The sequence below is a fragment of the Hymenobacter taeanensis genome (assembly GCF_013137895.1).
GTDB classification, from domain to species: Bacteria; Bacteroidota; Bacteroidia; order Cytophagales; family Hymenobacteraceae; genus Hymenobacter; species Hymenobacter taeanensis.
Genome location: NZ_CP053538.1, coordinates 901,800 through 926,679, shown reverse-complemented (window position 1 = coordinate 926,679; position 24,880 = coordinate 901,800). Strand labels below are relative to the sequence as shown.

31 protein-coding genes and 1 pseudogene are annotated in these 24,880 nt (G+C 54.4%); 28 read left to right on the top strand and 4 right to left on the bottom strand.

Annotated features, from left to right (window positions below; translation table 11 throughout):
- Window positions 1-8 precede the first annotated feature (8 nt).
- From rpsC to HMJ29_RS03845, 26 genes and pseudogenes are all read left to right on the top strand, one after another.
- Window positions 9-878 carry a 30S ribosomal protein S3 gene (gene rpsC, locus HMJ29_RS03970; RefSeq protein ID WP_171590258.1) on the top strand — a complete coding sequence of 290 codons (870 nt, stop codon included), beginning with the start codon at window positions 9-11 and terminating at the stop codon, window positions 876-878.
- A gap of 39 nt (window positions 879-917) precedes the next feature.
- Window positions 918-1,343, top strand: coding sequence for a 50S ribosomal protein L16 (gene rplP, locus HMJ29_RS03965; RefSeq protein ID WP_135431255.1), 426 nt, complete (start codon window positions 918-920; stop codon window positions 1,341-1,343).
- Between the two features lies 1 nt (window position 1,344).
- Window positions 1,345-1,557: a 50S ribosomal protein L29 gene (gene rpmC / locus HMJ29_RS03960; RefSeq protein WP_171590257.1), complete on the top strand. Its 213-nt coding sequence runs from the start codon at window positions 1,345-1,347 to the stop codon at window positions 1,555-1,557.
- A 2-nt stretch (window positions 1,558-1,559) separates the two neighbouring features.
- Window positions 1,560-1,850 (top strand): 30S ribosomal protein S17, encoded by a 291-nt coding sequence (gene rpsQ / locus HMJ29_RS03955; protein WP_088844269.1) that lies wholly within the window; start codon window positions 1,560-1,562, stop codon window positions 1,848-1,850.
- A 1-nt stretch (window position 1,851) separates the two neighbouring features.
- Window positions 1,852-2,220, top strand: coding sequence for a 50S ribosomal protein L14 (rplN, locus tag HMJ29_RS03950; protein ID WP_044003245.1), 369 nt, complete (start codon window positions 1,852-1,854; stop codon window positions 2,218-2,220).
- Between the two features lie 3 nt (window positions 2,221-2,223).
- Window positions 2,224-2,472: pseudogene (rplX, locus tag HMJ29_RS03945) on the top strand (50S ribosomal protein L24); the annotation flags it as partial.
- Between the two features lie 29 nt (window positions 2,473-2,501).
- Complete coding sequence (gene rplE / locus HMJ29_RS03940) at window positions 2,502-3,056, top strand: 50S ribosomal protein L5 (protein ID WP_135529759.1); 555 nt, start codon at window positions 2,502-2,504, stop codon at window positions 3,054-3,056.
- Complete coding sequence (rpsN, locus tag HMJ29_RS03935) at window positions 3,056-3,325, top strand: 30S ribosomal protein S14 (protein ID WP_088844267.1); 270 nt, start codon at window positions 3,056-3,058, stop codon at window positions 3,323-3,325. Before rplE ends, rpsN begins: the two co-directional genes overlap by 1 nt.
- 189 nt (window positions 3,326-3,514) lie before the next feature.
- Window positions 3,515-3,913, top strand: a complete 399-nt coding sequence (rpsH, locus tag HMJ29_RS03930) for a 30S ribosomal protein S8 (protein ID WP_088844266.1) — start codon at window positions 3,515-3,517, stop codon at window positions 3,911-3,913.
- Between the two features lie 20 nt (window positions 3,914-3,933).
- Window positions 3,934-4,488: a 50S ribosomal protein L6 gene (gene rplF / locus HMJ29_RS03925; protein WP_171590256.1), complete on the top strand. Its 555-nt coding sequence runs from the start codon at window positions 3,934-3,936 to the stop codon at window positions 4,486-4,488.
- Between the two features lie 9 nt (window positions 4,489-4,497).
- On the top strand, window positions 4,498-4,848 hold the full coding sequence (gene rplR, locus HMJ29_RS03920) for a 50S ribosomal protein L18 (RefSeq protein ID WP_044003239.1): 351 nt from the start codon (window positions 4,498-4,500) through the stop codon (window positions 4,846-4,848).
- A 6-nt stretch (window positions 4,849-4,854) separates the two neighbouring features.
- On the top strand, window positions 4,855-5,463 hold the full coding sequence (gene rpsE / locus HMJ29_RS03915) for a 30S ribosomal protein S5 (RefSeq protein ID WP_171590255.1): 609 nt from the start codon (window positions 4,855-4,857) through the stop codon (window positions 5,461-5,463).
- 6 nt (window positions 5,464-5,469) lie between these two features.
- On the top strand, window positions 5,470-5,649 hold the full coding sequence (gene rpmD / locus HMJ29_RS03910; protein WP_171590254.1) for a 50S ribosomal protein L30: 180 nt from the start codon (window positions 5,470-5,472) through the stop codon (window positions 5,647-5,649).
- A 13-nt stretch (window positions 5,650-5,662) separates the two neighbouring features.
- Window positions 5,663-6,109, top strand: a complete 447-nt coding sequence (gene rplO, locus HMJ29_RS03905; protein ID WP_135529757.1) for a 50S ribosomal protein L15 — start codon at window positions 5,663-5,665, stop codon at window positions 6,107-6,109.
- Window positions 6,110-6,121: 12 nt separating this feature from the next.
- Window positions 6,122-7,435, top strand: a complete 1,314-nt coding sequence (secY, locus tag HMJ29_RS03900; RefSeq protein ID WP_171590253.1) for a preprotein translocase subunit SecY — start codon at window positions 6,122-6,124, stop codon at window positions 7,433-7,435.
- Window positions 7,436-7,439: 4 nt separating this feature from the next.
- Complete coding sequence (map, locus tag HMJ29_RS03895) at window positions 7,440-8,210, top strand: type I methionyl aminopeptidase (RefSeq protein ID WP_135529755.1); 771 nt, start codon at window positions 7,440-7,442, stop codon at window positions 8,208-8,210.
- Between the two features lie 4 nt (window positions 8,211-8,214).
- A complete protein-coding gene (gene infA / locus HMJ29_RS03890; RefSeq protein WP_022822146.1) occupies window positions 8,215-8,433 on the top strand; it encodes a translation initiation factor IF-1 in 219 nt (72 codons plus the stop codon).
- 9 nt (window positions 8,434-8,442) lie between these two features.
- Window positions 8,443-8,559 (top strand): 50S ribosomal protein L36, encoded by a 117-nt coding sequence (gene rpmJ, locus HMJ29_RS03885; RefSeq protein WP_044016053.1) that lies wholly within the window; start codon window positions 8,443-8,445, stop codon window positions 8,557-8,559.
- Window positions 8,560-8,585: 26 nt separating this feature from the next.
- Window positions 8,586-8,963: a 30S ribosomal protein S13 gene (gene rpsM, locus HMJ29_RS03880; RefSeq protein WP_022822148.1), complete on the top strand. Its 378-nt coding sequence runs from the start codon at window positions 8,586-8,588 to the stop codon at window positions 8,961-8,963.
- Window positions 8,964-9,042: 79 nt separating this feature from the next.
- Complete coding sequence (gene rpsK, locus HMJ29_RS03875) at window positions 9,043-9,435, top strand: 30S ribosomal protein S11 (protein ID WP_022822149.1); 393 nt, start codon at window positions 9,043-9,045, stop codon at window positions 9,433-9,435.
- 128 nt (window positions 9,436-9,563) lie between these two features.
- Complete coding sequence (gene rpsD / locus HMJ29_RS03870; protein ID WP_171590252.1) at window positions 9,564-10,169, top strand: 30S ribosomal protein S4; 606 nt, start codon at window positions 9,564-9,566, stop codon at window positions 10,167-10,169.
- A gap of 148 nt (window positions 10,170-10,317) precedes the next feature.
- A complete protein-coding gene (locus HMJ29_RS03865) occupies window positions 10,318-11,307 on the top strand; it encodes a DNA-directed RNA polymerase subunit alpha (protein ID WP_171590251.1) in 990 nt (329 codons plus the stop codon).
- 211 nt (window positions 11,308-11,518) lie between these two features.
- Window positions 11,519-12,091 carry a 50S ribosomal protein L17 gene (rplQ, locus tag HMJ29_RS03860; RefSeq protein ID WP_171590250.1) on the top strand — a complete coding sequence of 191 codons (573 nt, stop codon included), beginning with the start codon at window positions 11,519-11,521 and terminating at the stop codon, window positions 12,089-12,091.
- Between the two features lie 340 nt (window positions 12,092-12,431).
- The gene (eno, locus tag HMJ29_RS03855) at window positions 12,432-13,703 is read left to right on the top strand and encodes a phosphopyruvate hydratase (RefSeq protein WP_171590249.1); all 1,272 of its coding nucleotides are present in this window, start codon (window positions 12,432-12,434) and stop codon (window positions 13,701-13,703) included.
- Between the two features lie 159 nt (window positions 13,704-13,862).
- Window positions 13,863-14,183: an FtsB family cell division protein gene (locus HMJ29_RS03850; RefSeq protein ID WP_171590248.1), complete on the top strand. Its 321-nt coding sequence runs from the start codon at window positions 13,863-13,865 to the stop codon at window positions 14,181-14,183.
- 41 nt (window positions 14,184-14,224) lie between these two features.
- Window positions 14,225-14,671, top strand: a complete 447-nt coding sequence (locus HMJ29_RS03845; RefSeq protein ID WP_171590247.1) for a hypothetical protein — start codon at window positions 14,225-14,227, stop codon at window positions 14,669-14,671.
- Window positions 14,672-14,742: 71 nt separating this feature from the next.
- Here HMJ29_RS03845 and HMJ29_RS03840 read toward each other — a convergent pair whose 3' ends face one another.
- The 4 genes from HMJ29_RS03840 to hscA all read right to left on the bottom strand — a co-directional run bounded on the left by HMJ29_RS03840 (window position 14,743) and on the right by hscA (window position 22,552).
- A complete protein-coding gene (locus tag HMJ29_RS03840; protein WP_244678767.1) occupies window positions 14,743-16,083 on the bottom strand; it encodes a RagB/SusD family nutrient uptake outer membrane protein in 1,341 nt (446 codons plus the stop codon).
- Window positions 16,084-16,112: 29 nt separating this feature from the next.
- Window positions 16,113-19,163: a SusC/RagA family TonB-linked outer membrane protein gene (locus HMJ29_RS03835; RefSeq protein WP_244678766.1), complete on the bottom strand. Its 3,051-nt coding sequence runs from the start codon at window positions 19,161-19,163 to the stop codon at window positions 16,113-16,115.
- Between the two features lie 113 nt (window positions 19,164-19,276).
- Entirely contained in the window at window positions 19,277-20,485 is a 1,209-nt protein-coding gene (locus HMJ29_RS03830; RefSeq protein ID WP_171590246.1) for an anhydro-N-acetylmuramic acid kinase, read from the bottom strand.
- A gap of 207 nt (window positions 20,486-20,692) precedes the next feature.
- Window positions 20,693-22,552, bottom strand: coding sequence for a Fe-S protein assembly chaperone HscA (hscA, locus tag HMJ29_RS03825; protein ID WP_171590245.1), 1,860 nt, complete (start codon window positions 22,550-22,552; stop codon window positions 20,693-20,695).
- A 267-nt stretch (window positions 22,553-22,819) separates the two neighbouring features.
- Between hscA and HMJ29_RS03820 the strand changes: the two genes are divergently transcribed.
- Both HMJ29_RS03820 and HMJ29_RS03815 read left to right on the top strand, forming a co-directional pair.
- Complete coding sequence (locus tag HMJ29_RS03820) at window positions 22,820-23,701, top strand: murein L,D-transpeptidase catalytic domain family protein (RefSeq protein WP_171590244.1); 882 nt, start codon at window positions 22,820-22,822, stop codon at window positions 23,699-23,701.
- Window positions 23,702-24,023: 322 nt separating this feature from the next.
- Window positions 24,024-24,860 carry a murein L,D-transpeptidase catalytic domain family protein gene (locus tag HMJ29_RS03815; protein WP_171590243.1) on the top strand — a complete coding sequence of 279 codons (837 nt, stop codon included), beginning with the start codon at window positions 24,024-24,026 and terminating at the stop codon, window positions 24,858-24,860.
- Window positions 24,861-24,880 lie beyond the last annotated feature (20 nt).

Sequence of the window (24,880 nt, the reverse complement as noted above, 5' to 3'; positions counted from 1 at the left end):
TAAGCACTATGGGACAGAAAGTAAATCCGGTTGGCTTCCGTCTGGGCGTCATCAAAGGATGGGACTCGAACTGGTACGGCGGCAAGGACTTTGCCGACAAACTGGTTGAAGACGAGAAAATCCGCAAATACATTAACGCTCGTATTCCGAAGGGTGGCATTAGCCGCATCGTTATCGAGCGCACTCTGAAGCGCGTCACCATCACTATCAACACGGCTCGTCCGGGTGTGGTAATCGGTAAGGGCGGTGCTGAGGTTGACAAGATCAAGGACGAGCTGAAGCAGATCACTGGCAAAGACGTTCAGATCAACATCTTCGAAATTAAGCGTCCTGAGCTTGATGCTAAACTGGTAGGTGAGAGCATTGCTCAGCAGCTCCAGGCTCGTATCTCGTTCCGTCGCGCCATGAAGATGGCCATCCAAGCTGCTATCCGCGTTGGTGCCGAAGGCATCAAGATCCAGTGCGGTGGTCGTTTGGGCGGTGCTGAAATTGCTCGCTCTGAGCAGTACAAAGAAGGCCGCACTCCGCTGCACACGTTGCGCGCTGACATCGACTACGCTCTGTCGGAAGCGCAAACTGTGTATGGCAAAATCGGCATCAAGGTGTGGGTAATGCGTGGTGAAGTGTTCGGCAAGCCCGACCTGTCGCCTAACCAGGTTCCTGCTAACCAAGGTGGCGAGAGCCGTGGTAACGACCGTGGCCCACGTGGTGAGCGTGGCGACCGTGGTGGTGACCGTGGCCCGCGTCGTGACCGGAATGACCGTGGTGGCGAAGGCCGTGGCGGTGATAACCGTGGTGGTCAAGGTGGTGGACAGCGTCGCGGTGGTGGCGGTGGTCAGAACCGTGGCGGCCAGAGTGGCGGTGCTCCGCGTCGCTAGGCTTTTTCTCTTCTTTCGAATTTCAATTCAAAATAAATCATGTTACAACCGAAAAGGACCAAGTATCGCAAGATGCAAAAGGGTCGCGTGCATGGCTTAGCCCACCGCGGCAGCTCCATTGACTTCGGTTCGTTCGCTATCAAGTCGCTGGAACAGGCTTGGATTACGGCTCGCCAGATTGAGGCTGCCCGTATTGCCATGACCCGCGCCATGAAACGCGAAGGTCAAGTTTGGATCCGCATTTTCCCTGATAAGCCGATCACCAAGAAGCCTGCTGAAGTGCGGATGGGTAAGGGTAAAGGTTCACCCGAATATTGGGTAGCCGTAGTTAAGCCCGGTACCATCATGTTCGAATCAGATGGCGTTAGCCTAGAAGTAGCACAAGAGTCGCTACGTCTGGCTGCTCAGAAGCTGCCGGTTCGGACTTCATTTGTTGTTCGTCGCGACTACGTAGAAAACAAGTAAGATGAAGAACGCTGAAATCCGTGCCCTCTCACTAGAGGACCTCAAAACCCAGATTAAAGCTGAGCAGACTAACGGCCAGAGCATGCGTTTTGCGCACGCTATTTCTCCCCTGGAGAATCCGATTCGTCTAAAGCAAGCCCGCAAAAATGTCGCCCGTCTGCTGACCGAGTTGAAGCGTCGCGAGAACGAGCAGGCAACTAACACTGCTAACTAACGATGGCAAGCAACGAAGAACAGCAGGCAACGACCGCAACCGAGCGGAACCTGCGTAAAGAAATCATCGGCCGCGTTTCCTCTTCCAAGATGGATAAGTCCATCACGGTAGTTGTGGAAAGCAAAATGAAACACCCCATCTACGGCAAGTTCGTTACCAAGTCGACCAAGTTCATGGCTCACGACGAGAATAACGAATGTGGCGAAGGCGATACGGTTCGCATCATGTCGACCCGTCCCCTGAGCAAAAACAAGCGGTGGAGACTGGTAGAAATCGTAGAACGCGCCAAGTAAGATGATACAGCAAGAATCCCGTCTGACCGTCGCTGATAACAGCGGCGCCAAAGAAGTTCTCTGCATTCGTGTCCTCGGTGGCACGGGCAAGAAATACGCCAGCGTAGGCGATAAGATTGTAGTAGCAATCAAGTCGGCTATTCCTTCCGGCAACGCCAAAAAAGGCACTGTATCGAAGGCTGTTGTAGTTCGCACGAAAAAGGAAGTACGTCGTAAGGACGGTTCCTACATTCGTTTTGACGACAACGCCGCCGTACTGCTCAATAATAACGACGAGCCCCGCGGTACCCGCATCTTCGGCCCCGTGGCCCGTGAACTTCGCGAAAAGCAGTTCATGAAGATCGTTTCGCTGGCTCCTGAAGTTCTCTAAGCAATGGCAACGAAAACGAAAGCAACGCCCGCGAAACTGCATGTGAAAACTGGTGATACCGTTTTGGTGATTGCTGGTGACGAGAAAGGCAAAACCGGTGTGATTAAGTCGGTGAACCGTTCTACGCAGCGTGTTATCGTGGAAGGCCTAAACCTGGTAACTAAGCACAATAAACCCAGTGCTAAGAATCCCCAGGGCGGCATCACCAAGATCGAATCACCAATTCACGTGAGCAACGTGAAGCGCGCTGATTCGACCAACGCCTAATCCGCTCTACGACCATGGCTCGACTCAAAGACAAATACAAAAAAGAAGTAGTACCCGCGCTCCAGGAGAAATTCCAGTTCAAGAGCATCATGCAGGTACCACGCATCACCAAGATCTGCATCAACCGCGGTATTGGCGCAGCTGTTGCTGACAAGAAGCTGGTAGATAATGGCGTAGACGAACTGACGACCATCGCTGGTCAGAAGGCCGTTGCTACTATCGCTAAGCGTTCGGTGTCGAACTTCAAACTGCGTGAAGGTATGCCTATCGGCGCCCGCGTTACCCTGCGTGGTGAGCAGATGTATGAATTCATGGACCGTCTGCTGACTATTGCTCTGCCTCGCGTTCGTGACTTCAAAGGCATCAACGACAAAGGCTTCGATGGCCGTGGTAACTATACCTTGGGCATCAAAGAGCAAATCATCTTCCCAGAAATCTCGATCGATAAGATCAAGTCAATTTCTGGTATGGACATCACCTTCGTAACGACCGCTGAAAACGACGAGCAGAGCTATGAGCTGCTGAAAGCTTTCGGTATGCCGTTCGCTAACGCTAAGAAACAAAGCTAATGGCTAAGGAATCCATCAAAGCCCGCGAGCGGAAGCGCATCGCAATGGTAGCTCGCTATGCTGAGAAGCGCAAAGCCCTCAAAGCTGCTGGTGACCTAGAAGGTCTGGACAAGTTGCCCCGCAACTCGTCGCCCGTGCGTCTGCACAACCGCGACAAGATTGACGGTCGCCCCCGTGGTTACATGCGTAAGTTCGGCATCAGCCGTGTACGTTTCCGCGAGATGGCATTAGCCGGCAAAATCCCCGGTGTAACGAAGTCTAGCTGGTAGTACAGCTTTTACTGCAGGATACATTTATCAGGCAGTTCTATTTGGCAGGTTGCCGAAAGAAACCATTGGCCGAGCCTAAATAAGTCGAGCCAAGTAGTCTTAACCGAAAATTTCGTCGCCACTTTCCGTGGCGGCGAAATTTTCCTATCTTTGCGGCTCCCTAAAAATGGGCGCCTCTTTTCTACAGAAATGAATACAGATCCAATTGCCGACTACCTGACCCGGGTACGCAATGCCATCAAGGCAAACCACCGGGTAGTAGAAATCCCGGCCAGCAACATCAAAAAGGAGATTACGAAGGTGCTCTATAAGAAGGGCTACATTCAGAGCTACCGTTTTGATGACAGCGCTGTACAGGGCACGATTAAAATCGCGCTGAAGTACAACCCCGCTACGAAGCAGCCTGCTATTACGAAGCTGGAGCGCGTGAGCACTCCCGGTCTGCGTAAGTATGCTCACGTAGAGAACCTGCCCCGCGTATTGAGCGGTCTGGGTGTTGCAATTCTGTCGACGTCGAAGGGCGTGATGACGGAGAAAGAGGCGAAAGCCGAGAACGTGGGCGGCGAAGTGCTGTGCTACGTCTACTAATCTGAAAGGAAAACGAGACTATGTCACGCATTGGTAAACTGCCCATCAGCCTGCCCGCCAACGTGCAGGTTGAAGTGAGCAACGAAAACACGGTAACCGTGAAGGGCCCGAAGGGTACCCTAGTGGTTCCAGTTGACCGCGACATTACCGTAGCTACCGAAGATGGTCAGCTAGTGGTAACGCGTCCGACCGAGCAGAAGCGTCACAAGGCTATGCACGGCCTGTACCGCTCGCTGCTGAACAACGCTATCAGCGGTGTTAGCAACGGTTTGGAAGAGAAGCTGGAGCTAGTAGGTGTAGGTTACAAAGCCGCTATGGCTGGAACCACCCTTGAACTTTCTCTGGGTTACTCGCACAACATCTTCCTGGCTCTGCCGAAGGAAGTAACTGCAACGGCTGTAACTGAAAAGGGTAAAAACCCTATCGTTACGCTGACTAGCATTGATAAGCAACTGCTAGGCCAGGTGGCCGCCAAGATTCGCTCGTTGCGCAAAGTTGAGCCATACAAAGGCAAAGGCGTGCGCTTCGTGGGTGAGCAAATTCGTCGTAAGGCTGGTAAAACGGCTTCGAAATAACATCACACCATGGCTTTCGATAAAGCAACTAGAAGAAAACGGATCCAGCGCATCATCCGCACTAAGGTGGCTGGCACGTCCGAGCGTCCGCGTTTGTCAGTGTTCCGCAGCAATACGGGCATCTATGCTCAGATTATTGACGACACGACTGGTCACACGCTGGCGTCTGCTTCCTCGAAGCACGTTTCGGTGGAAGGGGGCAACGGAGTAGCCCTCGCTGCCGCAGTCGGCAAAGAACTTGCCGCCCGTGCTACAGGAAAAGGAATTTCGAAAGTGGTATTTGACCGTTCCGGTTACCTCTACCACGGCCGCGTAAAATCATTGGCAGAAGGAGCCCGCGAAGGCGGCCTCAATTTCTAAATCATCATGGCAGAATTTAACACCGGCAACCGTGGTGGTAGCGGCGATAACCGTGGCGGCGGCAATGACCGTCGTGGTGGTGGCAATGACCGTCGCGGCAATGACCGTAACAATGACCAGTCGCGCACTGGTGATTCCGATCTAAAAGAAAAGGTTGTTGCTATCAACCGCGTAGCCAAAGTAGTAAAGGGCGGTCGTCGCTTCAGCTTCTCGGCTATCGTAGTAGTAGGTGACGGCAACGGCACCGTAGGCTACGGCCTTGGCAAAGCCAACGAAGTAACCGACGCCATTGCTAAAGGCATTGACGACGCGAAGAAGAACCTCGTGAAGGTGCCGCTGTATAAGCACACGGTTCCTCACGTGATGGAAGGTAAGTACTCTGGTGGTTTCGTGCTGGTTCAGCCGGCCGCTGCTGGTACGGGTGTAATTGCAGGTGGTGCTATGCGCGCTGTTTTCGAAAGCGCTGGTATCAAGGATGTGCTTGCAAAGTCGAAAGGCTCGTCTAACCCCCACAATGTGGTTAAGGCTACCTTCGATGCCCTTCTGAAAATGCGCGACCCTATGCAGATTGCCCAGGCTCGTGGCATTACTCTCTCCCAAGTATTTAACGGCTAAGAGCAGATGGCGCAGATCCACATTAAACTCGTTAAGAGCGTTATTGACCGCCCCGAGCGTCAGAAGCGCACTATTAAGGCCCTAGGCCTAGGCAAGATCGGCAGCACCAAGGCAGTGGAAAACACTCCCCAGGTAGCTGGTATGGTTAATGCCGTGAAGCACCTGTTGGAAGTAACCGAACTCTAGGAATCTCCCGAAAATGAATCTCAGCAATCTCAAACCCGCCGTTGGCTCTACCCGCAATGAGAAGCGCGTAGGTCGTGGTACGGGTTCCGGCCGTGGTGGCACATCCACGCGCGGTCACAAAGGTGCCAAGTCCCGTTCGGGTTACTCCAAGAAGTCGGGCTTCGAAGGTGGTCAAATGCCCCTTCAGCGTCGCATACCTAAGTTTGGTTTTACCAACATTAACCGCGTCGAGTACAAAGCTGTTAACTTGGACGTATTGGCTGCTCTGACCGAAAACGGCAGCACCACTACGCTTGACAAAGACTTCTTTGTAAATGCTGGTCTGGCTTCTAAGAACGCCAAGATTAAAGTTCTAGGCCGCGGTGAAATCACCAAAGCTCTGGAAGTACATGCCCATGCTTTCTCTAAGTCAGCTGTTGAAGCTATCGAGAAGGCAGGTGGTAAAGCTGTGACGCTTTAAGCCTGATTGGCAATGAACAAGTTCATCACCACGATTAAGAACATTTTTGCGATTGAAGATCTGCGTATGCGGATCTTCAATACGCTTTTCTTCATTGCCATCTATCGGCTGGGTTCTTACGTGGTGCTGCCCGGAGTGGATCCGAACCGACTGAAGAGCAATGCCGGCGGAGTACTAGGCATCCTAGATACTTTGCTCGGTGGTGCTTTCAGCCACGCTTCGGTTTTCGCGCTGGGCATCATGCCATATATCTCAGCCTCAATCGTGCTGCAGCTGCTCACGATTGCGGTGCCTTACTTCCAGAAACTACAGAAGGAAGGTGAGTCAGGTCGCAAGAAGATCAACCAATATACTCGGGTGCTTACAATCCCGATTGTAGCCTTACAGTCCATTGGGTTTATTGCTACAATTAACGCGGAGGCAATCACTAACCCTGGACCTTTCTTTACGATTTCTACGGCACTGATCATCACTGCCGGGACATTGTTTTGCATGTGGCTAGGAGAGAAAATAACTGATAAAGGTATTGGTAACGGTATATCTATGATCATCATGATCGGGATTGTGTCTCGTCTGCCCGGTGCCTTGATTGGTGAAGCAACTGCTCGCACAATGCGTGGCTCGCTGATCTTCCTGATTGAGCTTGCCGTGTTGTTCTTGGTTGTAATGGCCGTTATCATCTTGACTCAAGCAGTGCGCCAGATTCCGGTGCAGTATGCCAAGCAGGTAGGTGGTGCCGCTCAGCTAAGCTCACAGCGTCAGTACATCCCGATGAAAGTAAATGCTGCCGGCGTAATGCCAATCATCTTCGCTCAGTCGCTGATGTTTGTGCCCGCTATTGCAGCATCTGCTTGGAACAAGGATAGTGAGACTGCTGGTCTTATTGGCACCTGGTTCCAGCCTAATCACTGGGTGTATAACTTAGTGTTTGGTTTGCTTATCATCATCTTCACTTACTTCTACACTGCTATCAGCGTTAACCCCAATCAGATTGCGGATGACCTGAAGCGCAGTGGTGGTTTCATACCTGGTGTTAAGCCAGGCCGTGACACCTCAGAATACATAGATGAAGTGCTAACCCGTATTACCTTGCCGGGTGCAGTTGCTCTGGCAGCTATTGCTATCCTGCCTTCATTGGCTACGGTAGCAGGTGTTACCCGGCCCTTTGCACAGTTCTATGGCGGTACTTCGCTCATCATCATGGTGGGTGTAGTGCTCGACACGATGAACCAAGTGAAGAGCTACTTGCTCATGCGTCATTACGATGGCATGATGAAGTCAGGTAAGGTGAGAGGCCGCTCACAAAATATTGCGCTGGCTTCGTAACAAAATGATTGTTTACAAGACAGAGGAAGAAATTGAGCTCATGCGGGCTAGTGCGAAAGTACTAGCCCAAGCCCACGGAGAGGTAGCTGGCATGATTCGGGAAGGAATTACTACGCGAGAGCTGGATCAGCGCGCGGAGGAATTCATCCGGGACCATGGTGGGCAGCCTTCTTTCAAAGGGTATAATGGGTTTGAATATAGCCTGTGCATTTCTCCTAACTCGGTAGTTGTGCATGGTTTTCCGGGAGACTACACTCTAAAGAGTGGCGATGTTATCTCGGTTGATGCAGGCGTCTTGCTTAATGGCTATCATTCGGATAGCGCTTACACCTACCCAGTAGGGGAGGTGGCACCAGAGGTGCTTAAGTTACTGGAGGAAACCAAAAAGTCACTGTATCTGGGCATTGAACAGGCGGTGGCTGGGAACCGGATGGGCGACATTAGCTTTGCTATCCAAAACCACGTTGAAAAACAGGGTTATGGAGTTGTAAGGGAACTAGTCGGCCACGGAATTGGTAAGAAGCTGCACGAGCGGCCAGAGGTACCTAACTACGGTAAACGTGGAGCGGGCCTGAAGCTGCAAACCGGACTGACACTTGCCATTGAACCCATGGTAAATCTGGGCACGAAAAGCGTGGTACAGGAAAAGGATGGCTGGACTATCCGGACTAAAGACCTTAAGCCTTCGGCGCACTTTGAACACACAGTTGTTGTTCGCAAAGACAAGGCGGAAATATTAACCTCCTTCGAATACATAGAAAAAGCCTTACAGTAGCCTTATGGCCAAACAAACTTCCATTGAGCAGGACGGTGTCATCCTGGAAGCCCTTTCCAATGCCATGTTCCGAGTGGAACTGGAAAACGGTCACCAGTTGATTGCCCACATTTCGGGTAAGATGCGGATGCACTACATTAAGATTCTGCCGGGAGATAAGGTTAAACTCGAAATGTCGCCCTACGATTTGTCGAAGGGTCGAATTGTGTACCGTTACAAATAATCTGACGACATGAAAGTCAAAACCTCCGTTAAGAAGCGTAGCGTTGACTGTAAGCTGGTTCGCCGCAACGGCAAGCTTTACGTCATCAACAAAAAGAACCCCCGCTACAAACAGCGTCAGGGGTAGTAGCACCAGACTTTTTAAAAAAGCACATGGCTCGTATTGCAGGGGTAGATATCCCAGACAACAAGCGCGGTGAAATCGCGCTGACCTACATTTTCGGCATCGGCCGTCCTTCTGCTCAGCAGATCCTCACCAAAGCAGGCGTTGACCTGAACAAGAAGGTGAAAGATTGGACTGAAGCAGAGGCTGGCGAAATCCGCGGCGTGATTGCCGCCGAGTTTAAGACCGAAGGTGTGCTGCGCTCAGAAGTGCAGCTGAACATTAAGCGCCTGATGGACATCGGTTGCTACCGGGGTCTGCGTCACCGCAAAGGTCTGCCAGTTCGTGGTCAGCGCACCAAGAACAACTCGCGTACTCGTAAGGGTAAGCGCAAGACCGTTGCTGGCAAGAAGAAGGCTACTAAATAAACCGTAGTGGGAATCGAATGGTGACTTCTTCTGTTAGAAGCACTCTTCAACAACTCCCGCAGATTTTTGCGATAACCAAATGGCACAAAAGAGAAAAGACAAAGCCAAGAAGCGCGTTGTCGTTGTTGAGCCGGTAGGCCAGGTTCATATTAAGGCCTCGTTCAACAACATCATCATTTCCATCACTAACAACAATGGCCAGGTAATTTCCTGGGCATCGGCTGGTAAGATGGGTTTCCGGGGTTCTAAGAAGAACACCCCCTACGCAGCTCAGATGGCTGCTACGGACTGCGGCAAAGTAGCTCATGACCTGGGCATGCGCAAAGCTGAAGTGTTCGTGAAGGGTCCGGGCGCTGGTCGCGAATCGGCTATTCGTACGCTGGGTAACGTGGGTATTGAGGTAACGACCATTAAGGACGTGACGCCGCTGCCCCACAACGGCTGCCGTCCTCCCAAACGTCGTCGCGTTTAGTTAATTGAACAGGCCTACACCGTAGGTCAGCGATGTCGGGTTTCTGATGCGCCTTTACTCCCCTGCAAGGTGCGCCTCTGGAGCCCGACATGTGCGGTTCAACCCCCACATTACTCAACAACCCCGAAATGGCACGTTATACTGGTCCTAAAACCAAGATTGCCCGTCGCTTTAATGAGCCGATCTTCGGCCCAAGCAAGGCACTCACCAAGAAAGCATACCCCCCCGGCCAACACGGCCGTGGTCGTCGTAAGAAGCAGAGCGAGTACGCTGTCCAGCTGATGGAGAAGCAGAAAGTGAAGTACATGTACGGCGTACTGGAAAAGCAGTTCGAGAATCTGTTCCACAAAGCAGCAACAATGCCCGGCATCACCGGTGACAACCTGCTGGCTCTGCTGGAAGCTCGTCTGGACAACACGGTATACCGTCTGGGCATCGCTCCGACTCGCCGTGCTGCTCGTCAGCTGGTTCTGCACAAGCACATCACCGTAAATGGTGAAATCGTTAACATTGCTTCGTACAAACTCCGCGCTGGTGACGTTGTTGCCGTTCGTGAGAAGTCGAAGTCGCTGGAGGCCATCACTACGAGCTTGAGCGCCCGCAACGCACGCGCTTTCTCGTGGCTGGAGTGGGACGGCAAAGAAATGGTGGGCAAGTTCCTGAACGCCCCCTCACGTGACCTGATTCCGGAGAAAATCACGGAGCAGCTCATCGTCGAGCTTTACTCGAAGTAATAACGAAAGCGGCCCGGGAGTCTGGGCCGTTTTCCTGCTTCGACTTTTCCTTTGTTATAAATGGATTTGGGTAGCAGGTAGTAAGGAATTAGGCTAGATTGGCCGCATTCTTACTACCTGCTATTCACTACTTCAAACCGCCCCACTTATGTCAATCTTAGCTTTTCAAATGCCGGAGAAGGTCGTGATGGAGAAATCTGACGACTTCTACGGAACGTTTGAATTTAAACCGCTGGAGAAAGGCTACGGCGTCACGATCGGCAACGCTTTGCGCCGCATCCTGCTGTCGTCGCTGGAGGGCTACGCCATTACGTCGGTCCGCACCAGCAGCGTACTGCACGAGTTCATGACCATCGAAGGTGTGATTGAGGATATGTCCGAAATCATCCTGAACCTGAAGCAGGTCCGCTTTAAGAAGGTCAGCGACGCCATTGAGGACAAAATCACGGTCCGCATTAAGGGCCAGGACACGTTCACGGCGGGCGAAATCAACAAGTTCACCAATGGTTTTCAGGTGCTGAACCCGGATCTGGTGATCTGCAACGTGGACCCAGCTACTGAGCTGGAGTTCGAGTTCACGATTCAGAAAGGCCGTGGCTACGTTCCCGCTGAGGAGAACAAGCCAGCTGACCAAGTATTTGGTCAGATTGCTATCGACGCCATCTTCACGCCTATCAAGAACGTGAAGTACAGCATCGAGAACACTCGCGTGGAGCAGAAGACTGACTATGAGAAGCTCCTGATTGAGATTCACACGGACGGCTCTATCCACCCAGAGGATGCGCTTAAAGGTGCTGCCAATATTCTCATTCAGCACTTCATGCTGTTCTCTGACAGCACCATGACCTTCGAAACGGCTAAGGCTGAAGAAGAGGAGACTGTGGACGAAGAAACGCTGCACATGCGCAAAGTTCTGAAGACGCCGCTGGCGGATATGGATCTGAGCGTACGTGCTTACAACTGCCTCAAAGCTGCCGATATCAAAACCCTCGGTGACCTGGTGCAGCTGGACATGGCTGACATGATGAAGTTCCGCAACTTCGGTAAGAAGTCGCTGACCGAGCTGGAAAACCTCGTAGAGGAGAAAGGCCTGACCTTCGGGATGGACCTAGGCAAGTACAAGCTCGACGAAGAATAGAACACCTAGTGAAAGGTGCTGAGAATGAGAAAGTGGCCTAGTGCACTATTTCATCTCAGCACCTTTTTTGTGTCCAGGTATTGCGTACCTTTGCACTCCCATTTACACTTCAACCAGTGAGCCCAAGGGATGACGGTTCTAATGAGAAAGTGGCCTAGCGCTTTTCTTTCCGCCGTGGTCGTCGTTCGCAAGCCCACACATTCATTTTTTTATGCGTCACGGTAAAACCATCAACCACCTCGGCCGGACGGCCTCGCACCGCAACGCCATGCTTTCGAACATGGCTTCTTCGCTGATCATGCACAAGCGCGTGACCACAACGGTTGCTAAAGCTAAAGCTCTGCGCAAGTTCGTTGAGCCCTTGCTGACCAAAGCTAAGAGCGACACTACGCACTCGCGTCGTCTTGTTTTCTCGGTTCTGGAGAACAAAGAGACCCTGAAAGAGCTGTTCGGCACGGTATCCGCTAAAATTGGTACTCGCCCCGGTGGCTATACCCGTATCATCAAGCTGAGCGCTACCCGTCTGGGTGACAACGCTGAGATGTGCATCATCGAGCTGGTTGACTTCAACGAAACGCTATTGGCTACTAAGACTGCTGGTGAGGCCAAGGCTACCACTACCCGTCGTTCGCGCAGCAAGAAGAAGGCTGATGCTCCTGCTGGCGAGGCTGTAGCTCCCGCTGCTGTGGTTGAAACCGCTGCTCCTGAAGACACCGCTACTACTACGGTAAAAGAAGGTGAAACTCGTGATGAGGCTAAAGCTGACGAGGAAGCTGCTTCGTAGTTCGAGTAACTGCTGAAATACTAAAGGGACGTGCCGCGAGGTGCGTCCCTTTTTTCATTTTAGGCCAGTAGATTTCTAAATACAGTCACAGAATAACTGTGGCTAATAAGGGGCTACTGAATAGGCAATGACAGGAAATGAGAAGTAACAGACTTCAAACAAGAAATACATTATAGTACGCCTTTGGCTGTTTATGATGCTGGCTTTGCACTGGCAATATTTCGCACTGGGCAAAAAGGTCCAATTGAGTACCTTGCCGCCCCAACGCAACCGGGCCTAGGTCGGGTTTGGATTGTGAAATTTCCCAAGCCATTCTATTCTTCCATTCAACCCATTTCTCATGAGTATCATCACCGAAATCCACGCTCGCCAGATCTTTGATTCGCGCGGCAACCCAACCGTGGAAGTGGACGTGACCACCGAAAGCGGCGCCGTAGGCCGTGCCGCCGTGCCCTCGGGCGCATCTACCGGCAAGCACGAAGCCGTGGAACTGCGCGACGACGACAAGTCGAAGTACATGGGCAAAGGGGTGCTGAAGGCCGTGGAAAACGTGAACAGCAAAATTGCCGAGGAGCTGATTGGTTTCTCAGTGTTCGAGCAGGGTTTGCTCGATAAGATCATGCTGGAGCTCGATGGCACGCCTAACAAAGCCAATCTGGGCGCTAACGCTATTCTGGGTGCTTCGCTGGCTATTGCCCGCGCTGCCGCTGCTGAAGTTGGCATGCCCCTGTACCGCTACGTGGGCGGCGTAAACGCCACCACGCTGCCCGTACCGATGATGAACATCCTGAACGGCGGCTCGCACGCTGACAACAGCATCGACTTCCAGGAGTTCATGATTATGCCCGTGGGCGCTCCTTCGTTCTCGGAGGCGCTGCGCTGGGGCACTGAAATCTTCCATCATCTCAAAAACGTGCTCAAGAAGCAAGGGCTGAGCACGAACGTGGGTGATGAAGGTGGTTTCGCGCCAAACATCAAATCAAACGAAGACGCTATCAAGATTGTAATTCAAGCCATTGAAACGGCTGGTTACAAGCCCGGCGACGACGTAATGATTGCCATGGACGCCGCTGCTTCGGAGTTCTACTCCGATGGTCATTACCACTTCAAGAAGAGCACCGGCGACAAGCTGACTTCTTCGGAAATGGTGGCCTACTGGACCGACTGGACCAAAAAGTACCCCATTATCAGCATTGAAGATGGCATGGACGAGGACGACTGGACCGGTTGGAAAGACCTCACCAACAGCATCGGCTCGACCACGCAGCTGGTAGGCGACGACCTGTTCGTGACCAATGTAAACCGTCTGCAGCGCGGTATTGATGAGCAAATTGCTAACGCCATCCTCATCAAGGTAAACCAAATCGGTACGCTCACCGAGACGATTGATGCCATCAACCTGGGCCGTCGTAACGGCTACAAGAGCATCATGTCGCACCGCTCGGGCGAGACGGAGGACAACACCATTGCCGACTTGGCTGTGGCGCTGAACACCGGCCAGATCAAAACGGGCTCGGCTTCGCGCTCCGACCGGATGGCGAAGTACAACCAGCTGCTCCGCATTGAGGAAGAACTGGGCGAGGTAGCCTACTTCCCCGGCAAGAAAATGTAAGTGAGCTGAGCGTTGAGTAGCGCTGAGCCATATTTACAACGGAACGGTGTCGTTACCTACAAGGTGGCGACACCGTTTTTGCGTAGTGCTGGTGTTAGCCGAAATCGTGATATTTGTACACGCAGCTGCTGATGGGCAGCTTCTTTAGCCGCTTCTGCTATGAGTTTCTCCGATGCATTCAGCCGAGTGCCGCGCTTCCTGCGCAGCTTTTACTTCCTGACTGGCCTAGGCTTTCTGGTGTGGATGTTCGTGTTCGATGCCAACGACTTTGTGAAGCAGTACGACATGTACGCTAAGTGGCAGGAGCTGCGCACCGACAAGGACTATTACCTGCGCGAGATTGATAAGGTGAAGAAAGACCGCGCCGAACTGCTGAGCAGTCCTGAGCTGCTGGAGAAGTTTGCCCGTGAGAAGTACATCATGAAACGCCCCGGCGAGGACGTATTCGTGCTGGTGTCGCCGGAAAAAGAGGAGGAGTAAGCCCGGCCGATGTGGCGTGGTAGTTGCCCCTGCTTTTCGTAATGAATGTATTTCGATCTTTCTCAGTGCGATGGGCACTGCTAGGCCTGTTGGTGTTGGTGCCACTGCTGGCTAAGCCCGCTCAGGCTCCCACTTCTCAAGTGCAAGTGGCTCGTCAGTTTTTGCTAGCCGTTGTGCGTGGCGAGTGGGCAGTGGCCTACGGGCATTTAGCGCCCGAAGTCCGGCAGGGCTTATCGGCCCAACAATTCCGAAAAGCAGCTGAGCCCCTGTATAAGCAAGGCAAGCAGTACGGCCCAACCATTAGCCTCTACAAGCTAGGCTACCGCCTCCGCGACACGCAATTGCCGCAGCCCTTCGTGGCCTTTTCTTACAAAGCCGATACGCTGCAGCCGCACCCGCATTTTCAGCTCGATGTTACCTTCCGCGACTCTACGGCCCGGCAGGTGCTGGGCTTCGGGCTGGTGCCGTTGGTGGCGCCCGTGAAATAACGTAGACCACTTATAAAGCGAAAAGCCTCCTTCAATACACTGAAGGAGGCTTTTTTATATCTAACCCAACATCAAATAGCCGGATCAGCGGGTGTATTGGGGTTATTGACGCGTTCCTGCTGCGGATAAGGGTAGAAGTTGCGCGTGCGTTCCGTAAGTGAGGTAGGTGGTGCTGGGCGGCCAAAGCGGCGGCTGTCATCCAGGCGTAGGCCACTCAGGAACAGCTCGGCACTGCGCTGTTTGTACACTTCCAGCAGCAGAGCATCTACCGTGAGCGGGCCGGAGTAGGCAGGCAAGCCAGGGTATACCCCAAATGGGTCGCCGGTGGTTTGGGTGCGCACAGCATTGATATCGGTAAGGGCCGCGGCGATGTTGGGCGTGGCTGCCCGCAAGTTCGCTTCAGCCCTGATCAGGCGCATTTCGTCGGGCAGATAGGCGGGGATTGGGCTGGTCTGGCTGGTAAAGAAGCCAGCCAGGCTGCGGATATTGTCTGTGCTGCCATTGTTATTGTCTACCACCACGGGGCCCGTCAGGTAAAACGCCAAGCGTCCGTCGCCGGGCTCTACCAGGTTAGCGGGCAGCCCAAACCGGTCGCGGGGCCGGAAGTTGGTGCCGGGGAGAATAGTGAATTGGTAGACCGGGTTGGGGTTTTGCGTGGAGTAGGTAAAAGCTGAGCGTACCGTTAGGTTCACCAGGTTGGCAGCGGCCAAAGCCGCCGCATAATTGCCGGCCATCAGGTTGAAGCGGGCCCGGTAGGCCTGTACCGTATTGGGCAGGTTAAAATCGGGGCCAATCACCTGCGAATTAAACTCAGCTGATGGGGGAGTAGTAGCCAACTCCTGAGCCGCCAAATCGAGCAGTCGAATAGCTTCCTGGAGAAGCTGCTGGCGTGGAACAAACGTTGGCGCTGCATCGGCGCTTAATGGCCCCTGCTCAAAGCCCAACGCCACGCCAGCCAGTGATGCCGCTTTAAATAAGTAAGCATGGGCCAGTACTCCGCTGCGCGCGGCGGCATCAGCTGAAAAGACGGAGGGGGCCGCGGCAATCAACTGATCTGCAATAAGTATTACCCGATAATTGCGGGCGAACAGGGCGGAGGTATTGGCATTACTTGGGGACAGCTGCGCGCCGCCTTGCTCCAGCTCGGTAATATTGAAAAATGTAGTGATGCCCTTTACTTCCCGGCTGGTGGTGCCAGTAGTCAGGACAATGGGCTCCAGGGCAGCTGTGGAGTAGATTTGGCGGAGGCCTACACTGAGGGCAAACAGTCCTTCACGCGTGGTGAGGGTTTGCGCGTCGGTGGCGGCGTTGGGGTTAGGCAGGTCCAGGTCGCAGGCGGCGGTGCCTAGCAGCAGGCCCCCAAGCAGTACGGCGGCCAGCAGGCGGCGCGGCCTAGGTAGAAAGTGACGCATATCGGTAGAAAGCAAGGTCAGAGAAGGATTTAAAACGAGGCGTTGAAGCCCACCGACACGGACCGGGGGATAGGCACCTCTACGAAGTCGAAGCCACGCACGGCGTTGCTCTGGCCCGCGGCACTTACTTCAGGGTCGTAGCCGCTGTAGTTGGTAATCACCCACAGGTTGCGGCCGGCCACGGAGAAGCGCAGGTCGCGCATGCCCAGAAACTTGGGCGTAAGCAGGTAGCTGACAGAAGCCTCGCGCAGCTTGATAAAAGAGCCATCTTCAATCCACCGATCAAACGTGTTGTAGGTGGCCACGCTGGTACCCTTGGGCACCTCACCGCGCAGTTCTGGCTCATACTGGGCCAGGCCCCCGAAAATGTCGCGGCTACCTACACGCTGGGTGAAGTTGAACACGTCGAAATCCTGCTGGGTATCAAACTGCACCCGCAAGGAAAGGCGACCATTAAGCAGGCCCACCTCGTTGATAAGTGAGGCCACGTAGCGCGGATTTGGGTCGCCGAGCACCGCGTTCAGCAAAGCCCCGGAGGGTTGCCCGTCGGCGGCGCGTTGGGGTGTGTTGGCCGCCCCAAATGTTCCCTGAACGCCCCGCTCGCGCTGAGGCAGGCCGCCGGGGGTGAGCAGCAGAGAGCCGTCGGGTTTGCGGGCCGAGTAGGTGCCGTAATAGGTACCCAGCGGATACCCTTCAACGCCCGCCACCAGTCCGAATCCGTTCGGAAACGTCACGACCCCGCCCGGAATGTTGGTGATACGGTTTTTATTGTGACTAAACGTGCCCGTAATGTTCCAGGTAACGGCCTCTGTTTTCACGGCCGTAGCGCGCACTAGCAGCTCAACGCCTCGGTTGCGCATGTTGCCAATGTTGTCGAAGCGGTTCAGGAAGCCTGAGCTGAAGTTTAAGTCGCGCTGTAGCAGCAGATCCTGAACGCGCTTATTGTAGTAAGAAAATTCAATGCCTATCCGGTCATTGAATAAGCTCAGGTCGGTACCCACTTCAAACTCCTTCTGGCGCTCTGGTTTCAGGTTGTTGTTGCCCTGCAGGGTAGAGGTGCCCAGGCCTGGCAGTGCGCCCTGAATTAACGGGTTGAAGTTGGTGAAGCGCTGGTAAGAGCCAATGGCCGTGAGGTTGCCGGCTTCGCCATAGGAGGCACGCAGCTTAAGCTGCGGAATGAAGCGGGATAGGGCACTTTCCTTCCAGAAGTTTTCCTCCGATACCACGTAGGAACCACTGAGCTTGGGGTAGAATTGGGTGCGGTTGTTTGCGCCGTACACTGAGGCAGCATCCACACGAGCGGCAGCAGTCAGGAATAACCGGTTGTAAAACCCAAACGTTTGCTGAATGAAGGCACCCTGAATGGTACGCTCCGAGCGCTCCTCTCCAGCTACCGTGGTGCCATTGATAATTTCTACCACCGGCGCCAGGTTGATGGACTGAATGCCCGTAGAGAGGGCCCGCTCATACTGTAGCGTGCCGCCCGCCGTGGTGGTGCTGGCCAGCCATTCCGTGAAATCTCGCTTATAGCTGAAGGTCAGGTCGTTGTTGACGAGGAAGGAGGTGCGGTCAGCGCGGCGGGCAAGGCCAGTGGTATAGGTGGGCGCCGTGCTGTTAGTGGGAATGAAGCCCGTGGCTACCTGGGTGCTGGCGTCATAGCCCAGCACGTAGTCGATGGTGAAGCCCGCAAAAGGGGTGAGGTTCAGCTGAGCATCCCCAATAAAGCGAGACGTGCGCTGGCGGAAGTTAAAGCGGTTGATGGCCTCTAGGGGGTTGGTACGCGCAATGTTTAGGGCGGTGCTGGGGTAGCGGCCGGTTATGGGGTCGGGGCTGGGGTCAATGAAGTTATTCGAGAAGATAAAGCCCGTGAGGGCGCCGTAGGCCTCATTGATGCCGCCGTTGGGCACTTCCTGGCTTTGGCTCAGGGCGTAGTTGGCCCCCACACTCAGGCTAGCTTTCGAGCCCAGGGTTTGCTGAAGCCGCAGCCGGCCACCGCCCCGGTTGAAGTCAGTGTTCTTGACAATACCCTGGTTATTGAAGTAGTTGCCCGAAGCAAAGTACTTGGTGCCCGTGCTGCCACCCGTCACCGATACGTAATTATCGGTGCCAATTGCGGTGCGGAAAATCTGCTTTTGGTAGTCGTAGCGCTGCACCGGCACTTGGCTTAGATCAGTGGCAATGGTGTTGGTGAAGCGAAAAGGGTACTCGTTGTAATCAAGCGTTTTGCGGATCTGGGAAGTCAGGAACTGCGACGACACCGTGACCTGGGGCTTGCCTTCCTTACCACGCTTCGTGAAAATCTGCACTACGCCGTTGGAAGCCCGTGACCCGTAAATAGCGGCGGCGGCAGCGCCCTTAATCACTTCAATCCGATCAATATCGTTGGGACTGATATCTACGAGCCGGTTTTGGGCGTAGCCGCCCAGGTCGAGGAGCTGCGGGGAGTCGTTGTTGATGATTACCCCGTCAATGATATACAGCGGATCAGAGGAGCCCGCCACGGTGCTGGGCCCGCGCAAGCGCACCGAGATGCCGCCGGCGGGGTTACCGGAGTTTTGGGTGATCTGCACGCCGGCAAACTTGCCCTGCAGGGCTTGGTCAATCTGGGTAGGTACGGTAGTGCGCAGCTCCTCGCCCGAAACGGTAGCAATAGTATTGCCGAGCTGCTTCTTGCTGGTAGCTACGGAGGTACCCGTCACGACCACATCATTCAGCCGAACCAGGTCTTCGCTCAGCGTCACGTCGGGTACCGTAACGGTGGTTTCAGTACCCAGCACTACTCTTCGGCGCACGGGGCTGTAGCCCACTGAGCTAAGTTCAAGCTGGTATGTTCCGGGATCTAGGCCAGCAGTTAGCTCGAAGCGCCCTTCACTGTTGGAGGTAACCCCCAGCACTGTGTTGAGCAGGCGCACGGTGGCTCCGGGTAATCCTTCTGCCCGGGCATCAAGCACGCGGCCCTTAATGGTGTAGCGGGTATTCTGAGCCAAAACGGGCTGCATAGCTCCCAGCCAGAGCAGGAGCAGCGCTACCCACATCCAACAGTAACTGCGGCGTTCCGCAAAAAGGTAGGCGTGTGGCATAGAGAGAGGATTAGGGGTGAAAAAGGAGGGCTTACTACGGAGCCCAACGGCACCGATAGCAAGCCACTAAACATAGCAAAAAGAAGAATCTTTTGTGCTTTTTATCGTTCTGTTTATCTGGGGAACGAAACCTTGCCCATGCTCACCGCCGGTACCCGCTGGCGCCCCGCGCCAATGCTCACTGGCTGGCCTGCTACCGCTTCATTAGCCAGCAGTGCAAACAGGATAGCCTCCTTGGCATCGGGTAATATTCCGAGGGTCTCGGTGGTATCGAAGCGGCAAGCGGGTAAGTGGCGCTGCAGAGCCGCCCGTAGTGCCGGATTGTGGGCACCGCCTCCGCTGGCATAAACCGATAAAGCCGGCTTAGGTCCGAAAACCTGCGTTGCGGCTCGGGCCACCCCCATAGCACTCAATTCCGTGAGCGTTGCTAATGTGTCTTCCAGGCCTAAGCCAGTGGTATTGCTGCGCTCCTGCGCCTGTTGCAGATACGCGGGTCCGAAGAGTTCGGGACCAGTGGTTTTGGGTAGTGTTGCCGCAAAGAAGGGGTGGCCTAGCAGCTCAGCTAAGAGGCCTTCGTGTATTTGGCCGGCACTGGCTAAGCGGCCATCTTCATCGTAGGCCAGGTTGGGGCGGTGCTTGCGCACGGTAGCATCGAGCAGGGTGTTGCCGGGGCCGGTGTCGGTGCTGAAGGCCGTACTGGCATCCTGGCCGGCGCGGGGCAGGTACGTGAAGTTGGCAATGCCGCCCAGGTTAAGGAGCAAGCGTTCTTCCTTGGGGCTGCTGAGCAGAAGGTAGTCGCCGTAGGCAGCCAGGGGAGCCCCCTCGCCACCAGCTGCAATGTGCTTCTGCCGAAAATCACTGAGGGTGATGATACCGGTGCGCACGGCTACATGGTCACCATCGCCTAGTTGTAGCGTGGCGTTTAGGTTAAAATCGGTGCGTAGATGTTGATGCTGGGGGGCGTGGTACACCGTCTGGCCGTGGCTGGCTATGAGGTCTACTTCCGGGGGGGCAATGTTCCACTGCTCCAGGCATTGCAGAATCATATCGGCGTGCAGGTGGCCTAGCCAGGGGTTGAGCAGCGTCAGATATTCCAGGCTCACTTGCTCACGGGCAAATACCTGCCGGATGCGGTAGCGCACATCCTCGTGGTAGGGTACGGTGGCAAAGTGCTCCAGCTCCAGCCGCGTAGTAGTGCCGTGCCCATGCAGGCGGCAGAGCGCCACATCCAGCCCATCCAGAGAAGTACCCGACATTAGCCCAATAATCCGCCGGCTAGGCTGCTGAGCAAATTGATAGAGGCGGCGAAGGTCTGGATTCATGGCGCAGTGGGTGCTTTGTACCGTTTACAACTAGGTTCCCTAGCCTAAAATATTTTTTGTGCTTCCTAATACTAAATCACCGGCAGGATGGAACAATCTATTGCGGCGTAAATAACGCAAAAGGGCTCCACCGACATGCAGTGGAGCCCTTTTATAAATGGTTCTAAGTAAGCAAGAAGGAGTTTAGTCCTGCTATTGTATTACTGGTTATTCAATCTTCTTGCCCGCCATGGCTTGGCTGATGCTGATGTTCATTACGCGTTCGGCGAAGGGGCGGGTGAGTTCTTCCAGCTCATCCACGGCCTTCAGGATAGTGTCTTTCTCCTGGGTGGCAAGGGCGGCTTTGAGTTTCTCCACGCCAGCAGTGGTTTGGCTGGTTTCCTCGGCGGTGAGGTGCTGGCCGTTTTTGCTGACAAAGCGCTCTACTTGGTAAAGCATTTGCTCGGCTACGGTACGGGCTTCAATCACCATGCGGGCCGCAATATCCTCGCGGGCGTGGGTCATGGAGTCCATTAGCATCTGCTCCACCTGCTCATCAGTGAGGCCGTACTGGGGTTTGATTTCTACCGCCTGGCGAGTGTTAGAACGCAGCTCAATGGCCTCTACTTTTAGAATGCCATCGGCGTTCAGGATAAAGTTTACGTCAACCTTCGGCAGGCCCGCCGGCATGGCCGGGATACCGCGCAGGTCAAACTCGGCTAGTTTGCGGTTTTCCTTCACCAAGTCCCGCTCACCCTGATACACGGAAATTTTCAGGTTCACCTGTCCATCAACGGAGGTAGTGTACTGCCGGCCGGCTTTGGTCGGGATCTTGGAGTTACGCGGGATGATGGGGTCCATCAGGCCGCCCAGCGTTTCGATACCCAGCGTGAGCGGCGTCACGTCAAGCAGTAATACGTCGCGGCGGTTACCACCCAGAATGTCGGCCTGAATGGCGGCACCCAGGGCCACTACTTCATCGGGGTTGAGGGAATTGTTGGCAGGCTGCTGGAAATATTCTGATACCGAGTCATACACCAGCGGCACGCGGGTAGAGCCACCTACCAGCAGCACAGCGTTCAAATCCTGGGGTGTGAGCTTAGCATCGGCCATTGCCTGGCGGCACGATACTAGCGTGCGCTCAACCAACGGCGCAATCAACTCATTAAACTTAGCTTTAGTGAGCGGAAGCACGGTGCCCCCAAACTCCGCGGCAAACTCCTCGTTTTGGCTCAGATGCTTCTTAGCCGATTCAGCCAGCAAGCGGAGCTCCTGCTGGGCCCCGCTGTTCTGAAAGAGCACTGTAGCCAGCTGATACTCGCCACTCCAGTACTCAATGATGGCGCGGTCAATATCGTCGCCGCCCAGGTAGGTGTCGCCGTTGGTGCTCAGCACTTCGAAGATGCCCTGCTGAATGCGCAGAATGCTCACGTCGAAGGTGCCACCGCCTAGATCATACACGGCTACGGTCTTCTCCTCATCCGGCGATAGGCCTACGCCGTAGGCCAAAGCGGCGGCGGTGGGCTCGTTCACAATGCGCAGCACCTCCAGGCCCGCTAGGCGGCCGGCATCGCGGGTGGCCTGGCGCTGGGAGTCGTTGAAGTAAGCAGGTACCGTAATTACGGCCTTGTTCACGGGTGTTTTTAGCGCGTGCTCCGCGCGGGTTCTAAGCTCCTTCAGAATCTCGGCCGACAGCTCAATGGGGGAGTAGAATTTATCACCCACCCGAATCTTCACCATGCCTTCGGAATTATCGTCGATAACCTTATACCCTAAATCAGAGGCGTGCTGCCCTAGATCCTGGTACGACTTACCCAGCAGGCGCTTCACCGAGTAAATGGTGTTCTGCGGGTCAGTAAGCAGGTAGCTCTTGGCATCAGTGCCCACAATGGGGTCTTCGCCGCCTTGGGGGAAGTGTACCACCGAGGGTACAATGGTACCGCGGCCCTGGTCGTTGATGGCCAGGGGCTGGCGTGTATCGGGGTGAATGTAGGCCACCAGGGAGTTGGTAGTGCCCAAGTCAATACCCACAATGATTTCTTCCTGTTGGAGGCTGCCGGTGGACAGGTTAATTGCGACTTTAGCCATATGCAAGCGGCGTGCAAAAACACGCGGAAATGAGCGGAAAGAGGAGCGGAAAAAAGCTATAACAGCTACTGGGCTCGGAAGGCACAAAAGTAGCGAAGAAAATGGCCTGCCGGCTGGGAAGGCGAATGGCCTACTATTCAAAGAATAATATAGGTGCCATGAAAGAGCTGTGAAGTGATGCGTTAATTGTTAAAGGAGCAGCGCAAACTGAAAGCTTGCAATCGGGGCGGTAAATGCAGACTTTCGGGCCGAATTGTGCTGTTTGCCATGAATCAACTATTACGCTTGCTATCAATGCCTCGGGTGGCTGCTAGGCCACTACACATGGCCGCTGTGCTAAGCCTAGTTGGGCTGCTGCCTTCCTGCCAGACCTCCGTGGGCGAAACCAGCAACGCTTATGCAGCCAGCAAGCGGACGGTAGAAGCAGCTACGCCTCTCGGTTCAATGAGTACTACGGCAGAGCTGCCGGATTCTTTGCGCCTCACGCCGCTGGCATTGTTACCGGGCGTTCCAGATTCACTGCACCAGCAAATTCAGGCCCTGCACGCCAGCTTAGGCCCCAACGCCGCTGAACTCCGCCTAGAAGTGTTGGAACGGGCTTGTGTGGGCTACCTTAACCTGCGAAAAAAAGGCCGCGTGAGTAAGCCCGGGGTTTTGGCGGTTGCCGATATGGATATGCCCTCCTCCGCAAAACGCCTGTGGGTGCTAGACTTGAAGGCCGGCAAGGTGCTTCAGCGCAGCCACGTAGCGCATGGGGAGGGCTCAGGCTACCTGCGGGCACGGCGGTTTTCCAACGTGATGCGCTCAGAATGCACCGCTCTGGGTTTCTACCGCACCCAGGATACTTACCAGGGGAAACATGGCCTCTCGCGTCGTCTCCGTGGCCTCGATGTAGGCCAGAACGATAACGCCCTGCACCGTTACGTGGTCCTGCACGCCGCCGACTACGTGAGCAAGCGATATATAGAACGGCATGGGCAAGTAGGCTACAGCCGCGGCTGCCCGGCGCTACCGCCTGATCAATACCGGGCCATCATTAACGCGGTAGGAGAGGGGGGCTGTCTGTATGTGGGTGGGCCCGGCCTGAAGTCAAAATGGCTGGATGCTACTATTGCGGCCCAGCAATTAGCGGCCAGTGGGTGGCGGTAACTAAACAAGCGCACCTTTCGGGATGATAATAAGATAGCGCCATTATGGACAGCCGATGGATCACCAACACAAGCTTTATCATTGGAACATGCTAGAGCTTTTCTATAGTTAGTAGAAGTGTCATTTGGCCGACAAAGTAAGCAGATAAGTTTGCCTTTTAAAGGGGTTGGGAACTCTGAGCGGTAAGAGGAAGTTTTAAATAGAGTAAAAGCGCTATATGTCAACAAACAGTAAGGTGTATCGTTTGTTAGTGTAGTGCGTATAGCTCTCTGGCTCAGAAGTACTAGCTGGGCCTTTCTCACAACCACAACATTTCGTGCAGATGGAAAAGAAGAGTGTAGTAAGTCGTCAGCGCCTTAAGCGCCGGGCCCGCCGAATGGCACGTCGGGTACTCCCGTTTGTGGCTTCGCTGTTCTTGGCTACGCCCCTGGCGGCTCCTATTGCCCGCACGCAGGCCGCTACGCCTAAAATAGCGGTGCGCCGGGTAGCTGCCCCCACGCCTACGAAAGAGGCATTATATGATCAGCGTCTGCGTGATGTGTACCAAGACCTGGGCCTGACCCAGCAGGGCTTGCGTTACGAGGTGTTTGAGAAGGCCATGACCGGGTACCTCAACCTCGAAGATGAAGGCAAGCTTACTAACGACAAGCAGTTTCTGACCGTGGTTGACTTTAGCCTGCCTTCCACCGAAAAGCGCCTTTGGGTGCTGGATTTGGCGGCCAAGCAAGTAAAGTTTCATACGCTGGTGGCCCACGGCCATAACTCCGGCGAAAACATGGCGACTAACTTCTCCAACGAGAACGAGTCGAACATGAGCAGTCTGGGTTTTTACGTTACTAAAGGTGAGTATACCGGCAAGCACGGCCGCTCCCTGAAGTTGCAGGGCGTAGATGAAGGCTATAATACAAATGCCCTGAAACGCTCCGTAGTGATGCACGGCGCCGATTACGTTAGCGAAGATTTCATTAAGCAATACGGCCGCCTGGGGCGTAGCCTAGGCTGCCCGGCCCTGCCCATGGCTGAAAAAGACGCCATTATTGAAGCCGTAAACGGTGGCACCTGCTTATTCTTTAACGGACCCGACCAGCAGTACTCTTCTAAGTACCTAAATGAAGACATTGCCATTCAGCGCCTGCTAAACGACACCCAGATGATTTAACCGGCATACTGGCCTAGCGC

Excerpts from the sequence above, each read along its gene's own strand:
- hscA (WP_171590245.1), bottom strand. The coding sequence starts at position 22,552 with ATGGCTAAAGTCGCAATTAACCTGTCCACCGGCAGCCTCCAACAGGAA.
- rpsE (WP_171590255.1), top strand. The coding sequence starts at position 4,855 with ATGGCAGAATTTAACACCGGCAACCGTGGTGGTAGCGGCGATAACCGT.
- rplO (WP_135529757.1), top strand. The coding sequence starts at position 5,663 with ATGAATCTCAGCAATCTCAAACCCGCCGTTGGCTCTACCCGCAATGAG.
- rplN (WP_044003245.1), top strand. The coding sequence starts at position 1,852 with ATGATACAGCAAGAATCCCGTCTGACCGTCGCTGATAACAGCGGCGCC.
- rpmJ (WP_044016053.1), top strand. The coding sequence starts at position 8,443 with ATGAAAGTCAAAACCTCCGTTAAGAAGCGTAGCGTTGACTGTAAGCTG.
- HMJ29_RS03820 (WP_171590244.1), top strand. The coding sequence starts at position 22,820 with ATGAATCAACTATTACGCTTGCTATCAATGCCTCGGGTGGCTGCTAGG.
- infA (WP_022822146.1), top strand. The coding sequence starts at position 8,215 with ATGGCCAAACAAACTTCCATTGAGCAGGACGGTGTCATCCTGGAAGCC.
- HMJ29_RS03865 (WP_171590251.1), top strand. The coding sequence starts at position 10,318 with ATGTCAATCTTAGCTTTTCAAATGCCGGAGAAGGTCGTGATGGAGAAA.
- HMJ29_RS03815 (WP_171590243.1), top strand. The coding sequence starts at position 24,024 with ATGGAAAAGAAGAGTGTAGTAAGTCGTCAGCGCCTTAAGCGCCGGGCC.
- rpsM (WP_022822148.1), top strand. The coding sequence starts at position 8,586 with ATGGCTCGTATTGCAGGGGTAGATATCCCAGACAACAAGCGCGGTGAA.
- rpsK (WP_022822149.1), top strand. The coding sequence starts at position 9,043 with ATGGCACAAAAGAGAAAAGACAAAGCCAAGAAGCGCGTTGTCGTTGTT.
- map (WP_135529755.1), top strand. The coding sequence starts at position 7,440 with ATGATTGTTTACAAGACAGAGGAAGAAATTGAGCTCATGCGGGCTAGT.
- rplE (WP_135529759.1), top strand. The coding sequence starts at position 2,502 with ATGGCTCGACTCAAAGACAAATACAAAAAAGAAGTAGTACCCGCGCTC.
- HMJ29_RS03840 (WP_244678767.1), bottom strand. The coding sequence starts at position 16,083 with ATGCGTCACTTTCTACCTAGGCCGCGCCGCCTGCTGGCCGCCGTACTG.
- rplP (WP_135431255.1), top strand. The coding sequence starts at position 918 with ATGTTACAACCGAAAAGGACCAAGTATCGCAAGATGCAAAAGGGTCGC.
- HMJ29_RS03845 (WP_171590247.1), top strand. The coding sequence starts at position 14,225 with ATGAATGTATTTCGATCTTTCTCAGTGCGATGGGCACTGCTAGGCCTG.
- rplQ (WP_171590250.1), top strand. The coding sequence starts at position 11,519 with ATGCGTCACGGTAAAACCATCAACCACCTCGGCCGGACGGCCTCGCAC.
- HMJ29_RS03850 (WP_171590248.1), top strand. The coding sequence starts at position 13,863 with ATGAGTTTCTCCGATGCATTCAGCCGAGTGCCGCGCTTCCTGCGCAGC.
- rplR (WP_044003239.1), top strand. The coding sequence starts at position 4,498 with ATGGCTTTCGATAAAGCAACTAGAAGAAAACGGATCCAGCGCATCATC.
- rplF (WP_171590256.1), top strand. The coding sequence starts at position 3,934 with ATGTCACGCATTGGTAAACTGCCCATCAGCCTGCCCGCCAACGTGCAG.
- rpmD (WP_171590254.1), top strand. The coding sequence starts at position 5,470 with ATGGCGCAGATCCACATTAAACTCGTTAAGAGCGTTATTGACCGCCCC.
- HMJ29_RS03830 (WP_171590246.1), bottom strand. The coding sequence starts at position 20,485 with ATGAATCCAGACCTTCGCCGCCTCTATCAATTTGCTCAGCAGCCTAGC.
- rpsQ (WP_088844269.1), top strand. The coding sequence starts at position 1,560 with ATGGCAAGCAACGAAGAACAGCAGGCAACGACCGCAACCGAGCGGAAC.
- HMJ29_RS03835 (WP_244678766.1), bottom strand. The coding sequence starts at position 19,163 with ATGCCACACGCCTACCTTTTTGCGGAACGCCGCAGTTACTGTTGGATG.
- rpmC (WP_171590257.1), top strand. The coding sequence starts at position 1,345 with ATGAAGAACGCTGAAATCCGTGCCCTCTCACTAGAGGACCTCAAAACC.
- rpsC (WP_171590258.1), top strand. The coding sequence starts at position 9 with ATGGGACAGAAAGTAAATCCGGTTGGCTTCCGTCTGGGCGTCATCAAA.
- rpsN (WP_088844267.1), top strand. The coding sequence starts at position 3,056 with ATGGCTAAGGAATCCATCAAAGCCCGCGAGCGGAAGCGCATCGCAATG.
- rpsD (WP_171590252.1), top strand. The coding sequence starts at position 9,564 with ATGGCACGTTATACTGGTCCTAAAACCAAGATTGCCCGTCGCTTTAAT.
- eno (WP_171590249.1), top strand. The coding sequence starts at position 12,432 with ATGAGTATCATCACCGAAATCCACGCTCGCCAGATCTTTGATTCGCGC.
- rpsH (WP_088844266.1), top strand. The coding sequence starts at position 3,515 with ATGAATACAGATCCAATTGCCGACTACCTGACCCGGGTACGCAATGCC.
- secY (WP_171590253.1), top strand. The coding sequence starts at position 6,122 with ATGAACAAGTTCATCACCACGATTAAGAACATTTTTGCGATTGAAGAT.